The sequence below is a fragment of the Pseudomonas sp. BYT-1 genome, from assembly GCF_023611805.1.
Lineage (GTDB): Bacteria > Pseudomonadota > Gammaproteobacteria > Pseudomonadales > Pseudomonadaceae > Aquipseudomonas > Aquipseudomonas guariconensis.
In genome coordinates this window covers 3,749,871-3,761,980 of the sequence record NZ_CP072559.1, presented here as the reverse complement: position 1 = coordinate 3,761,980, position 12,110 = coordinate 3,749,871, and the positions used below count along the sequence as shown (strand labels likewise).

The following is a 12,110-nucleotide window of genomic DNA, read 5'->3' as shown; positions in this document are numbered from 1 at the left end:
GCCTGAGCGTCGAACGGCCACTCTTTTTGTTCAAACTTGAGGTTACTGACTGATGAAAGCCTGGATCTGCCTTCCCCTGATCGCCCTTGCCCTCACCGGTTGCGCGGGCAAGACGGCGTACCGTGACAGCTGTGCGACTCAGCTCGATGCTGCATGGAAGGAGCTGGACCTGGCCAAGGCCGAAGGGTTTGCCGGCACCGTCAGCTATTCCAAGGCCCTGTCGCTGTTGACCGGCGCCAAAACGCAGCAGCAGTTCGAGGCCTTCGAAGGCTGTAGCCGCAAGGCCGAGAAGGCGCGTTTTTACATCCGTGAGTCCCGCGCGGGTCGTTGATCCAGGAGGGCTGTATGGCCGCCATGCTCGATCATGTCATCGCCCAGGTGCTGGCCTTGCAGGTCCGTCTGCTGGCATGCCGGGAGCGGCTGGCGGCCGATGTCGACAGCGAAGCCTTGCACGACCTGCGTACAAGCCTGCGGCGCCTGCGGAGCCTGCTGCGGCCTTTGCGGGGGCTGCCCGGTGTCGAGCAGTTGGAGGACGCCGCGCGCTCGCTGGGGGCGCTCACGACCCCCTTGCGAGACCGTGAGGTGCTAGCGGCCCACCTGATCGGCCAAGGGCACCAGCAGGCTGGGGCGCGTCGTCTGGAGGGCAGGGCGGGCATCTTCGCCAGTGTGGCCGTGAGCCGTCAGCTCGCCCGGGTGCTGGCGATCATCGACACCTTTCCGTTATTCCTGCGGGCCTGCGCGCGCGAAGGCTTGGCCAGTGGCCTGGACAAGCGCATCGACAAGCGCCTGAACAAACAATGGCGCAAGCTCGAGAAAGCGCTTGACGACCCCAGCCACGACCGTCATCGCCTGCGTTTATTGATCAAGCGGGTGCGCTATGGCGACGAGGCGTACCCACAGCTGGCGCACGCCGGAAACAAACTGCAACGCCTGCTCAAGCGCACCCAGGCCGACCTGGGCGATTGGCACGACCGTGTGCAATGGCTTTTGCTGGCGCGTGATCACGCCGATCTGGCGCCCTTCAAGAAAGCCTGGGAATGCGAACTGCATGAGGCCGAGCAGAAGGCCGATGCCACCCTTGAGGCCTTGCGGGCAGCCGTGGCGCGTCGATAGCCATAGGGAATGGCCATTATGCGGGCTGTCAGCCAGACACTCGCTGGCTAATATCGGGGCACGTCCTGACGCGGGCACGTCCCGTGGCAGCCAATCAAGCCCCGGTGCAGGAGCCGAACATGAATTTCACGCAATTGCTCAGCGCCGTGCGCGAGTGTCCCGAATCTGTCAGTGTGCCGGCCAGTTGGGGCCAGGGGCGCGCGGTATTTGGCGGGCTGATGGTCGCGCTGATGCATGAGGCGATGCGTGCCAAGCTTGGTGAGGGACGTCCGGTGCGGTCGTTGGCTGTCACCTTTGTTGGGCCAGCGACGCCGCAGGTGCCGATCAGTTTCGAGGTCGAGGTGTTGCGTGAGGGCAAAGCTGTCAGCACGCTGCTGGGACGCGCGGTGCAGGAGGGGCAGGTGGTGACCTTGGTACAGGGCAGCTTCGGAGATGGCCGTCCTTCGGCAATCGAGGTCAAGGCTCAGCCTGCCGTGGACATGAAGCCGCTAGAGCAGTCTGCCGCCGAATTGCCCTATATCAAAGGCGTGACGCCTGAGTTCATGCGTCATGTGGCTTTGCGTTGGGCCATTGGCGGCCTGCCGTTCAGCGGTAACGATGATCGACGGATGGGCGGTTGGGTACGCCTGCGCGATATGGCCGACGGGCCGGCGAGCGAAGCGCATCTGCTGGCAATGGTCGATGCCTGGCCGCCCAGTCTGCTACCGCATCTTAAACAACCTGCCGCAGGCAGCACCCTGACCTGGACGATCGAGTTCATTCAGCCAGCGCCCAAGCTGTCGACCTTGGACTGGTGTCGTTACTGTGTCGAGACCGAGCACGCCCGCGATGGCTATGGGCACGCTTCGGCCGCCCTGTGGACAGCCGAGAACGAGCTGATTGCCTTGAGCCGACAGACCGTGACGGTGTTCGCCTAGATCTGGGCAGCTAGCGGCGATGCTTGTGGCGCTCGCGCCAGGCACGCCACCAGGCACCGCTCAGCAGAAAGCGCGGAAAGGTGATGAATTGCTCGGTCAGTACACGCTGAACGGCGTCCTTGCGGCTGGCGAAGGGTTCGGGTTGCTCGGTTTCCAGACGATGGCCGTGGCGCTGCAGTCCAAGGCCAGCGGCCAGGGCGATCAAGCCGATGGCCAGTTGGCCGAGGTCCAGGCCAAATACCCCGCCGAGCATCAACAGGGCGCCCAGGATGAACAATGGGACGGCGATCAGATGCAGCACCAGGTTGGTCGGATGCCGGTGATTGTGATGGTAACCACGCCATTGCCAGGCGTGCAGATTGGGCAGGCGTTTGCTCATGGGCATTTCCTCTCGGTCATGCCCAAAGCTTAGTGTGGCCCTACGGCGAGGGCCAATCGAGGCGGGTTATCGGCCTTATAGCTTGAGCTGGCCGATGGCTTTGTTCAGCTCGGCCGCCAGGGTCGCCAGCTCGTTGCTGGTGGTGGCAGAACCGACGGTCTGCTGGACCGTTTCCTCGGTGACGTCACGAATGCTCACCACCGCCCGGTTCATCTCTTCGGCCACCTGGCTTTGTTGTTCGGCGGCGACGGCGATCTGCGTGTTGCTCTCGCGCATTTGCGCGACGGCACTGGTGATGTCCAGCAACGCCTCGCCTGCCTCTTGGGCCTGTTTGACACAATCGTCGGCCTTGTAGGAGCTCTCCTGCATGAAATCCACGGCATCACGGGTACCTGCCTGCAGGGCGGACACCATGCCGGTGATTTCATCGGTGGAGGTCTGCACGCGCTTGGCCAGGTTGCGCACTTCGTCCGCCACCACGGCAAACCCACGTCCCAGGTCGCCTGCCCGGGCCGCCTCGATCGCAGCATTGAGGGCCAGTAGATTGGTTTGCTCGGCGATGCTATGGATGACGCCGACTACGCCGTTGATGCGCTGGCTGTCCTCGGCGAGCTGGCGAATCATTTCGGCGGTTTGCTGAACACCGCTGGACAGGCCGGCGATGGAGTCCTGCACACGTGTGACCACCGCCTGGCCGCTGCCGGCCAGGGTATCGGCGGTTTGCGACAGGTCACGGGTGGCGCCGGCATGCTGGGCAATGTGATGGACCGTGGCGGACATCTCGTTGATGGCGGTGGCAGCCTGGTCGGTCTCGCTTTGCTGGCCGATCATGCCGTGGCGCACCTCGTCCATGCTCGCTGCCAGGCGTGCTGCGCCGCTGTCCAATTGCGCTGCGGTACGAGCTACCGTGCTGACCACCCGGTGGTAGGTGGCTTGCATTGCATTGAAGGCGCCTGCCATCTGGCCGACTTCATCGCCACAGGACAGCGGGACACGGGCCGACAAGTCGCCAGTCTTCTCCACATGCAGCATCACGTCTTTGAGCGTATTGAGCTGGCTGAGCAAGAAACGGATCAGCAACTGCGAAGCGCAGAGCATCGCCAACATCAGAATCAGCACGCAGACCGCGTATTGGGTGAAGCGCTCGAAGAACACCTGGCGCAGGCTGGGGGATTCGGCCAGCACAGCGATGCGCTGCTCTGCCCGGTGGATCACTTGGGCGCCCTGCAAGGGATTGTTGCCCAGGATCCAGGCATTGGGCAGGGCGACCCAGCCTTGTGCATCGACCAAGGCCTCACGCGGCTGGTTGGCGATGACCGGCGTCTGCCCGGACTGCCACATCACGGCCTGGGAGGGTTGGGGCAGTGGTTGCCCTTCAGGCCAGGCCGCGATCAGCTCGGCCTGGGCAATGGCCTGGTTGCGCGCGCCTTCTGCACGGGCTTGCTGCTCCAGGTAAACCGCGTAGAGCACCAGGAGCAGGGTCGTGACGAAGGCCACCGCATTGACGGCCCAGAACTTGTACTTCAGGGAAATATTGCTAAGCCAGGCACCCATGGATAGGTCTTCTCTGAGTTGAGCGGAAACATTATTGGCAAGGTGCCATCATTGTGTCCGCTCGTCCCAGCGCCTGCCTTGATATGCGTCAACAAACCCCAGCCCGGTTTCAGGGCAGCTGGAAGAATGCTTTGGCGGTGGCAGTGGTGTGCGCGGCTGTCTGTTCCAGGGATTCTCCCCTGTGCAGCGCAACCTCTCGCAGGACTTCGGGCAGGAAAGCAGGCTCGTTGAGGCCCTTCTTTGGCTTCGGACGAAGGCTGCGCGGCAGCAGATAGGGTGCGTCGCTTTCGAGCATCAGGCGGCCTTCGGGAATATTGCCTACCAGCGGGTGAAGATGGGTGCCGCGGCGCTCGTCGCAAATCCAGCCCGTGATACCGATGTGCAAGTCCAGATCCAGGTAGGCGAACAAGGCTTGGCGCTCGCCGGTGAAGCAGTGCACCACGGCCGCTGGTAGGTGGTCACGATAGACTTTGAGGATCGCCAGCAGCCGTGCGCTGGCCTCTCGCTCATGGAGGAACACGGGCAAGCCCAGCTCGGCGGCCAACGCCAACTGAGCCTCCAGCGCTTTCTCTTGTTGCGGGCGGGGGGAGAAGTCGCGGTTGAAATCGAGCCCGCACTCGCCCACGGCCCGCACCCGCGGCTGGGCCAGCAGTTCACGCAGCAAGCGCTCGCTGGCGTTGTCCCAATGGCTGGCATCGTGGGGGTGGATACCGGCTGTGGTGAACAAGCGCAGGCTTTCCGGATCGAGCTGCGAAGCGAGCGTCAGGGCCTGTTCGCTGACCTGGAGGCTAGTCCCGGTGAGCACCATCTGGACCACGCCCGCCTGTACGGCCCGCTCGACGACAGCGGCCTGCTGGTCATGGAAACTGCTGTTGGTCAGGTTGACGCCAATGTCGATCAGTTGCATCTTTCTACCTCGTGCCGCGGGCCGGCCAGCATAGCAAAAAACGGGTAATTCGTAAGAAATCCCAGAACTTCAAGTGGTTGTCGTGGTCTTTTAGCGTCATTTGTCATGGACGGACCTCGCTGTATGACACCCGCTCCCAGCCCCCGGACAGTTTCTCGCATGCTGCGATCACTGCTGATACCGCTGCTTGTCGGCTTGACCCTGGCCCCAGCGGCCAATGCGCGGCTGCCGGGGCCCCAGCAGCATGTTCCGGCCAGCCAGGTTCGCGACCTGGCACAGATCCGCAGCAGCAAAGTCCTCAGGGTTTTGGTCAACCAGAGTCGCAACAGCTCGGGTGAAGTCAAAGGCGAGCCGGTGGGTGTGGAACACCACCGCTTGCGAGGTCTCGAGCACTACCTAAATGCTCGGGCCCGGGACGGTCAGCAAATCCGCCTCAAGCTCATCCCCCGCGCCAAGGAACAATTGCTTGCCGCCCTGCAGCGTGGCGAGGGCGATTTGGCGGCCCCTGGCGAGCTGCTCGATCCTGCGCTGGTGCGTGGGGTCAGTGGCAGCGTAGCGGTCCGGGACCAGGTGCAATTGATGCTGGTCGGACGCAAAGGGGAGCGCGGCTTCACCCGGGTGGATCAGTTGTCCGGACGAACTGTCGCGTTGACCAGTGCCAGCGCCGCCGGCGCGGTGATCACCCAGATCAACCAGCAACTGGCGTTGCGCAAGCGTGCACCGATCAAGGTGGAGTGGGTCGATGCCAGTCTGGCGGTGGAAGATGTGCTGGAAATGGTCCAGGCAGGCATTTATCACCTGACCGTGGTGGAGCGCCCGATTGCCCAGCGCTGGGCTCGGGTGATGCCGCGCTTGCGGCTGGATTCGCGCGTGAGCCTGGGCCAGCCTCAGGCGATGCGCTGGTATGTGCGACGTGACGCCAGCATGTTGCTCGCCACGGTGGATCGCTTCCTGGAAGGCTACCGAGCACCGGCGAACCAGGACGCAGCCTTCGAGCGTATCTACCGGCGTCAATACCGTGTGCATGACCCGCTGGCGAGAAAGGACCGCAAGCGTCTGGAGTCGTTGCGCACGGTGCTGCAGAAGCATGGCGCTGCGCAGCAGATCGACTGGCTGAACCTGGCGGCGCTGGCGTTCAAGGAATCCACCTTCAACCCGGCGGCTCGCGGAGGTGGTGGTGCGCATGGGCTGATGCAGATCACGCCGGCAGCGGCTCGCCGCGTGGGGGTGAGTGACATCGCCTCGGTCGACGGCAATGTGCAGGCGGGCGCCCGGTATCTGGCATTGATCCGCCGCAAGTTTTTCGCCAGCCCCCAGCTCAACGAGCGTGAGCGCATGGCGTTTGTCCTCGCCGCCTACAACCTTGGACCGGAACGGGTCCAGGCCATGCGCGCCGAGGCGCGGCGCCGCGGGCTAAATGGCAATCAGTGGTTCTTCCAGACCGAGCGCATCGCCATGGAGCAGGTAGGCATGGGGCCGGTCAACTTCGTCAATAGCGTCAATAAGTACTTCTTGGCTTTCAATCGGCAGCGGGAATCGCTGGAGCGCGTCGCGAACCGCTAACAAATCGAATATATAGATGTAAACAGGCCATTTATTGCGCTTTTTGTATCTATTTGGGTGATTAGAATGGCGCCATCTGCACACATCATCCCTTGATTCAGGAAGCATCGAAATGAACAACACACTCAACGCCCTGTTCGTTACCCGCGCCGGCACTGGTCTGAGCGTCATCCGTATCCTGGTAGGCATCATCTTCTTGGCCCACGGTGCCCAGAAGCTGTTCGGCCTGTTTGGCGGCTACGGTCTGGAAGGCACCGGCCAATGGATGGAAAGCATCGGCCTGGCCCCAGGCTACCTGATGGCTCTGTTGTCGGGCAGCGCCGAGTTCTTCGGTGGCCTGGCCCTTGTGATTGGCTTGCTGGCACGGCCTGCGGCACTGGCGCTGTCCGTGACCTTGGTGGTAGCGATCCTCTCGGTGCACATCAACAATGGCCTGTTCATGGCGAACAATGGCTACGAGTTCGCCCTGGCGCTACTGGCGGGTACGGTCGCGGTGTTGATCGAAGGCGCAGGCCGCTTCTCCCTGGACCGGCTGATCGCTCGCCACTGATCTGCGGCTAACATCGAACCCGCTTTCCAGGTGTACGGGTAAGCGGGTTTTTTCATGTGAAGGGGCAGACCTGCGAAAGTCTTAGCGTTTAGCTGCTATCGGTATCTTGTAACTTATCGCGTCACGCTCTAGCATACCGACTGCGCCGATTTAAACAGCTACTTGCGGGGCGCGGGATAACTCTTTTGGGTCATCCGAAATACCGCTAAAGCGCTGGTTCGGTGACGCCTCCCACCGCTGCCCAGCGGGATTTGCGAGGCGCAGAGATATCTCCATGAGTTGTCCACGTACCAGTGTCTGCTTGAGTCCATTGCCTGCCAGCCAGGCTTCCCGTACACCGCGCATCCTGCTCGGTGGCCAGCATCAACCCACACTTTTACGCAACCTTGACGGCTTGTCGCGGCGCAAGGGGCAAGCGCGTGCATTTCTCGTACAGTTTGCCGAAACCTGTGACGGCTTTGCCCAGTTTGGCAATGACCGTTTCGACCTTGCGGTGATCCAGGCGCCCTTGGCCGCCGACGCCGCCGAAGTCATCGGCCAGCTGACACGTATCGCGCGCCAGGGGCTAATCACCCGCCGCTGAGCTGCGTGTCGTCCACGGGATTTTTCGCTAAGCTCGGAGCCCTCCGCTGGTGTGCGTCAGCGGAGGATGCACTGAGGAGAATGCCGCTTGAGCACCAACATCATCACCACTGAAGGTCATGAGGCTCTGAAGAAAGAGCTCGATCACCTGTGGCGAGTCTATCGTCCCGAGATTACCCAGAAGGTCACCTGGGCCGCCTCCCTGGGCGACCGCAGCGAGAACGCGGACTACCAGTACAACAAGAAGCTTTTGCGAGAGATCGACCGCCGGGTCCGGTACCTGCGCAAGCGGCTTGAAGACGTCAAGGTGGTGGCCTATTCGCCGCAGCAAGAGGGCAAGGTGTTCTTTGGTGCCTGGGTGGAAATCGAAAATGACGAAGGCGAGGTGCTCAAGTTTCGGATTGTGGGGTATGACGAGATCTATGGGCGCAACGACTATATTTCCATCGACTCACCCATGGCGCGGGCGCTGCTCAAGAAGGAAGAGGGTGATGAGGTGGTGGTGAAGACACCTACGGGGGAGGCGATCTGGTACGTCAATCGTATTTGTTATGGGATTGATGGGTAGTCGGGTTGTGCTGTTTTCAAGAGGCTTCGCGCGAACGCATCTCATACAGACCTTCGATTGAGGGACATTTCCCAGAGGGCCGCTGTGCGGCCCATCGCAGGTTTCGCCAGCGCCACAGTTCCTGCGCGGCCTTCGCCAGAATCAGATAGCCACACCCTCTGAAAGCCCAAGCCTACCCCTCCCGCAATACCACCAATGGACTTGCATTCAAGGCCCGCCGCGTCCCGACGACTCCAGCTCCGCCTACCACGACAGCTCCCACCACCGGCACCACCAGCAACCAGGGATGTGGCCCCCACGCCAGATCAAACGCATATCGGTAGAGCACCCAAGTAATCAGCTCGCACCCTAGCGCAGCCAACAACCCACTCACCGCTCCAAGCAAGCCGAACTCGATCCGCCTTGCCTTGACCAGTAACGGCCTGGCGGCCCCTAGCGCGCGCAACAACGCCCCCTGGCGAATACGTTCGTCCAATGTCGCCTGGAGCCCGGCGAATAGCACCGCCAGCCCCGCCGCCAGGACGAACAACAGTACGTATTCGACCGCCCATGTCACCTGCGCCAGGATGCTGCGCAACTGCGCCAGCAGCGCATCGACCTGGAGAATGGTCACCGCCGGAAACGCCCGTGACAGAGCAACGACTTCCTGGTCGTGCCCTGGCGCCAGGTAGAAACTGGTCAGGTAGGTCGCCGGCAGCCCTTGCAAGGTTCCAGGCTGGAAGATCATGTAGAAGTTGGGCTGGAAGCTGTCCCAGTGCACGGCACGCAAGCTGGTCACCCGCGCCTGGCGTTGCTGGCCGCCGATATCGAAGTCAAGCAGATCTCCGAGCTTGAGTTTCAGGCTGTCGGCAAGCTGGGCTTCCACCGAAACCCCAGGCAACTCGTCTGCAGCAGGTGATGCTTGCCACCAGTGGCCGGCGCTCAGGGTGTTGCCCGGAGGCAGTTCGGCGGCCCAGGTGAGGCTGAGGTCACGCTGCACGGCGCGCTCGGCGGTGGACTCCTTGCTGACCAACTGGCGCACCGGCTGACCGTTGATGTGCGTCAGACGTCCCGGTATCACCGGATACAGGGGAGCTGAGCTGGCGTTGATCGCCTGCAGTCGCTGGGCGAAAGGGTCGCGCTCGTCAGGCAGGATATTGAGGGCGAAGTGGTTGGGGGCGTCATTGGGCAGCTGAGCTTGCCAGGTATCGAGCAATTCACCTCGCAGCAGCGCGACCAAGGCCATGGCCAGCAGGATCAGGCCGAAGGCTAGCGTCTGGCCGGCGGCAGCCAGTGGATGGCGCAGCAGTTGACCCAGGCCCAGACGCCAGGCCAAGGGAGCACTGGCCAGCACTCGTCGCAGGCTGCGCAGGCCTAGCAGTAGCAGGCCACCAAGCAGCAAGGCGGCGAAGACGCCCCCGGCGAGCAAGGCCGAAGTGAGTAAAAGGTCCAGGCTCAAACGCCACATGATCAGCCCCAGGGCAAACAGGGCTGCGCCGTATACCAGCCAGCTGCTCGGCGGCACGGGCAACAAGTCGCGGCGCAATACACGCAAGGGTGGGACGCGGCCAAGGGCGGCCAGCGGCGGCAGGGCGAACCCGGCCAAGGCCACCAGGCCAGTGCCTATGCCGGCCAGGGCTGGGGTCATGCCGCCAGCCGGCACCTCGCTCGGCATCAGCCCTTGCAACAAACGGAACAGCCCCAGCTGCGCCAGCCAGCCGAGCAAGGCGCCGGTGGTCGCGGCAATCAGGCCGAGCGCGGCCAATTGCAGGCAGTACATGCCCAGTGCCTGATGTCGGGAAAGCCCCAGGCAACGCAACAAGGCACTGGCATCCAGGCGGCGGGCCGCATAGCGACTGGCAGACAGCGCGACGGCAACCCCGGCCAGCAATACCGCCACCAGGCTGGCCATGTTCAGGTAGCGCTCAGCCTTGCCCAGCGCACCACCGACTTGCTGGTTACCATCGCGTGTGTCGAGCAGGCGCTGGTTGGCGGCCAAGGTCTTTTTCACCCCCCCACGGTACTGCGCCAGCGCCTCGGGAGTACCGCGCCACAGGTCGCGGTAGCTGACCCGGCTTCCCGGCTGGATCACGCCGGTGGACTGCAGGTCCGCTATGTTCATCAGCACGCGTGGTGTGAGGCTATAGAAGTTGTTGGCGCGATCGGGTTCGTAGGTCAGCACACGGCTCATACGCAAGGTCTTCATGCCGACGTCGATGCTGTCGCCAATCGATAGCCCCAGCGCCGCCAGTAGACGTGCCTCGACCCAGGCTTCGCCAGGTGCGGGGCCGCCGCCAGGGGTTTCCTCGGCATAGGGCGTGGCGGCACTGCGCAGCTGGCCGCGAAGAGGGTAGGCGGCGTCGGCGGCCTTGATGCTCGATAGCTGGATGCCGCTGTCGCCGCCGACCACGCTGGTGAACTCCACCACATGAGCGTGCTGCAGGCCGGCCGCCTTGCCTGCGCTGATTTGCTTGTCTCGGGCCGGCGAGCCGCCTTGCAGCACCAAGTCAGCACCGAGGAATTCGCTGGCGCGTAATTGCATGGCACCGTTTAGACGCGCGCCGAAGTAGCCGATGGCAGTGCTGGCTGCCACCGCCACCAGCAGGGCGAAAAACAGCACCCGAACTTCCCCGGCGCGGGCATCGCGCAGTAACTGCCGCAGGGCCAGGCGACAGAAGAGGGAGAAGGGCAGGCGGCTCATCAGGACTCCACCAGGCGGCCGGCATCCAGGCGGATCAGGCGTCGGCAGCGTTGGGCCAGGCGCTCGTCATGGGTGACCAGAACCAGTGTGGTCCCACGCTCCTTGTTCAATTCGAACAACAAGTCGCTGATGCGTTCGCCGGTATGGCTGTCCAGATTTCCGGTCGGCTCGTCGGCGAACAGCACCGCAGGCTGGGCTGCAAAGGCGCGGGCGATCGCCACCCGTTGTTGTTCGCCACCGGAGAGTTGGCGTGGGGTGTGGCTCAGGCGTTTGCCCAGGCCGACCCGCTCCAGCAGGGTCCGGGCTTGCTCGCGTGCATCGCGGCGGCCATCGAGCTCCAGCGCAAGCATGACGTTTTCCAGAGCGTTGAGGCTGTCGAGCAACTGGAACGACTGAAACACGAAGCCCACATGCTCGGCGCGCACCCGGGCACGCTGATCTTCATCGAGAGGGCCCAGGTCATGGCCGGCGAGTATGACCTTGCCCGCACTGGGGCGGTCGAGGCCGGCGAGCAGACCGAGCAGGGTCGATTTACCCGAGCCCGAGGCGCCTACGATGGCCAGGCTGTCGCCTTGCGCAAGGGACAATGACAGGGCGTGGAGGATGGTCAGGTCACCTTCCGCGCTGGGGACCACTTTGCTAAGGTTCTGCGCAACGAGAATGCTGGGGCCCATGGAGAATCCGATGCGAGTGTGGTGGTTGAGTGCCGGTCTGGCCCTGTATTGCCTGGCCCAAAGCGCGGCGGCAGGTACACTGCTGGTCGTTGGGGATAGTATCAGCGCCGGTTTTGGCCTGGATAGCCGCCAAGGATGGGTTTCCCTGCTGCAGCAGCGCCTTAAGGAGGAGGGTTATACCGACCAGGTGGTCAATGCCTCGATCAGTGGAGACACCAGTGCCGGGGGCCAGGCGCGGCTGCCGGCGCTGCTTGCGGCGCACAAGCCGAGCCTGGTGGTACTGGAGCTTGGCGGCAACGACGGACTGCGAGGGCTGCCGCCCCAGCAATTGCAACAAAATCTTGCTTCGATGGTCGATCAGGCGCGTGAGGCGGGCGCCAAGGTGGTTCTGCTGGGTATGCGGCTGCCGCCCAACTATGGTGTGCGTTATACCAGCGCCTTCGCTCAGGTCTATGAGCGCTTGTCGGCTCAGAAACAAGTCCCCTTGGTGCCTTTTTTTCTTGAAGGGGTCGGCGGTGTGCCGCAGATGATGCAGGCCGATGGTATCCACCCGACCGTAGGGGCCCAGCCGCGCTTGCTGGAAAATGCCTGGCCGGCGATAAAACCCTTGTTGTGACGCTTTT

At 63.1% G+C, this 12,110-nt stretch carries 13 protein-coding genes; 8 read left to right on the top strand and 5 right to left on the bottom strand.

The window, feature by feature from the left end:
* Positions 1-52: 52 nt before the first annotated feature.
* The 3 genes from J5X93_RS17515 (at position 53) to J5X93_RS17505 (ending at position 2,030) form a co-directional block, all read left to right on the top strand.
* A complete protein-coding gene (locus tag J5X93_RS17515; RefSeq protein ID WP_043213493.1) occupies positions 53-331 on the top strand; it encodes a hypothetical protein in 279 nt (92 codons plus the stop codon).
* A 14-nt stretch (positions 332-345) separates the two neighbouring features.
* A complete protein-coding gene (locus J5X93_RS17510; protein WP_182942677.1) occupies positions 346-1,113 on the top strand; it encodes a CHAD domain-containing protein in 768 nt (255 codons plus the stop codon).
* 119 nt (positions 1,114-1,232) lie between these two features.
* Entirely contained in the window at positions 1,233-2,030 is a 798-nt protein-coding gene (locus tag J5X93_RS17505) for an acyl-CoA thioesterase (RefSeq protein WP_043213497.1), read from the top strand.
* Positions 2,031-2,040: 10 nt separating this feature from the next.
* Here J5X93_RS17505 and J5X93_RS17500 read toward each other — a convergent pair whose 3' ends face one another.
* The 3 genes from J5X93_RS17500 to J5X93_RS17490 form a co-directional block, all read right to left on the bottom strand.
* The gene (locus tag J5X93_RS17500; protein ID WP_102082610.1) at positions 2,041-2,409 is read right to left on the bottom strand and encodes an Mpo1-like protein; all 369 of its coding nucleotides are present in this window, start codon (positions 2,407-2,409) and stop codon (positions 2,041-2,043) included.
* Between the two features lie 75 nt (positions 2,410-2,484).
* A complete protein-coding gene (locus J5X93_RS17495; RefSeq protein ID WP_182942679.1) occupies positions 2,485-3,963 on the bottom strand; it encodes a methyl-accepting chemotaxis protein in 1,479 nt (492 codons plus the stop codon).
* 109 nt (positions 3,964-4,072) lie between these two features.
* The gene (locus tag J5X93_RS17490) at positions 4,073-4,870 is read right to left on the bottom strand and encodes a TatD family hydrolase (protein ID WP_090346865.1); all 798 of its coding nucleotides are present in this window, start codon (positions 4,868-4,870) and stop codon (positions 4,073-4,075) included.
* A 159-nt stretch (positions 4,871-5,029) separates the two neighbouring features.
* Here J5X93_RS17490 and J5X93_RS17485 point away from each other — a divergent pair, with 159 nt between their 5' ends.
* From J5X93_RS17485 to greB, 4 genes are all read left to right on the top strand, one after another.
* Positions 5,030-6,433 carry an MltF family protein gene (locus tag J5X93_RS17485; protein WP_043213505.1) on the top strand — a complete coding sequence of 468 codons (1,404 nt, stop codon included), beginning with the start codon at positions 5,030-5,032 and terminating at the stop codon, positions 6,431-6,433.
* A gap of 112 nt (positions 6,434-6,545) precedes the next feature.
* Positions 6,546-6,983, top strand: coding sequence for a DoxX family protein (locus J5X93_RS17480; RefSeq protein WP_043213508.1), 438 nt, complete (start codon positions 6,546-6,548; stop codon positions 6,981-6,983).
* 274 nt (positions 6,984-7,257) lie between these two features.
* The gene (locus J5X93_RS17475) at positions 7,258-7,566 is read left to right on the top strand and encodes a hypothetical protein (protein WP_043213510.1); all 309 of its coding nucleotides are present in this window, start codon (positions 7,258-7,260) and stop codon (positions 7,564-7,566) included.
* A gap of 87 nt (positions 7,567-7,653) precedes the next feature.
* Positions 7,654-8,133, top strand: a complete 480-nt coding sequence (gene greB / locus J5X93_RS17470) for a transcription elongation factor GreB (protein WP_043213512.1) — start codon at positions 7,654-7,656, stop codon at positions 8,131-8,133.
* Positions 8,134-8,305: 172 nt separating this feature from the next.
* Here the strand turns inward: greB and J5X93_RS17465 are convergent, their stop codons facing one another.
* Both J5X93_RS17465 and J5X93_RS17460 read right to left on the bottom strand, forming a co-directional pair.
* Positions 8,306-10,813 (bottom strand): ABC transporter permease, encoded by a 2,508-nt coding sequence (locus J5X93_RS17465; protein WP_182942681.1) that lies wholly within the window; start codon positions 10,811-10,813, stop codon positions 8,306-8,308.
* A complete protein-coding gene (locus tag J5X93_RS17460) occupies positions 10,813-11,487 on the bottom strand; it encodes an ABC transporter ATP-binding protein (protein WP_043213513.1) in 675 nt (224 codons plus the stop codon). Before J5X93_RS17460 ends, J5X93_RS17465 begins: the two co-directional genes overlap by 1 nt.
* A gap of 10 nt (positions 11,488-11,497) precedes the next feature.
* Here J5X93_RS17460 and J5X93_RS17455 point away from each other — a divergent pair, with 10 nt between their 5' ends.
* Positions 11,498-12,103 (top strand): arylesterase, encoded by a 606-nt coding sequence (locus tag J5X93_RS17455; RefSeq protein ID WP_090346861.1) that lies wholly within the window; start codon positions 11,498-11,500, stop codon positions 12,101-12,103.
* Positions 12,104-12,110 lie beyond the last annotated feature (7 nt).

Excerpts from the sequence above, each read along its gene's own strand:
- J5X93_RS17515 (WP_043213493.1), top strand. The coding sequence starts at position 53 with ATGAAAGCCTGGATCTGCCTTCCCCTGATCGCCCTTGCCCTCACCGGT.
- J5X93_RS17510 (WP_182942677.1), top strand. The coding sequence starts at position 346 with ATGGCCGCCATGCTCGATCATGTCATCGCCCAGGTGCTGGCCTTGCAG.
- J5X93_RS17505 (WP_043213497.1), top strand. The coding sequence starts at position 1,233 with ATGAATTTCACGCAATTGCTCAGCGCCGTGCGCGAGTGTCCCGAATCT.
- J5X93_RS17500 (WP_102082610.1), bottom strand. The coding sequence starts at position 2,409 with ATGAGCAAACGCCTGCCCAATCTGCACGCCTGGCAATGGCGTGGTTAC.
- J5X93_RS17495 (WP_182942679.1), bottom strand. The coding sequence starts at position 3,963 with ATGGGTGCCTGGCTTAGCAATATTTCCCTGAAGTACAAGTTCTGGGCC.
- J5X93_RS17490 (WP_090346865.1), bottom strand. The coding sequence starts at position 4,870 with ATGCAACTGATCGACATTGGCGTCAACCTGACCAACAGCAGTTTCCAT.
- J5X93_RS17485 (WP_043213505.1), top strand. The coding sequence starts at position 5,030 with ATGCTGCGATCACTGCTGATACCGCTGCTTGTCGGCTTGACCCTGGCC.
- J5X93_RS17480 (WP_043213508.1), top strand. The coding sequence starts at position 6,546 with ATGAACAACACACTCAACGCCCTGTTCGTTACCCGCGCCGGCACTGGT.
- J5X93_RS17475 (WP_043213510.1), top strand. The coding sequence starts at position 7,258 with ATGAGTTGTCCACGTACCAGTGTCTGCTTGAGTCCATTGCCTGCCAGC.
- J5X93_RS17465 (WP_182942681.1), bottom strand. The coding sequence starts at position 10,813 with ATGAGCCGCCTGCCCTTCTCCCTCTTCTGTCGCCTGGCCCTGCGGCAG.
- J5X93_RS17460 (WP_043213513.1), bottom strand. The coding sequence starts at position 11,487 with ATGGGCCCCAGCATTCTCGTTGCGCAGAACCTTAGCAAAGTGGTCCCC.
- J5X93_RS17455 (WP_090346861.1), top strand. The coding sequence starts at position 11,498 with ATGCGAGTGTGGTGGTTGAGTGCCGGTCTGGCCCTGTATTGCCTGGCC.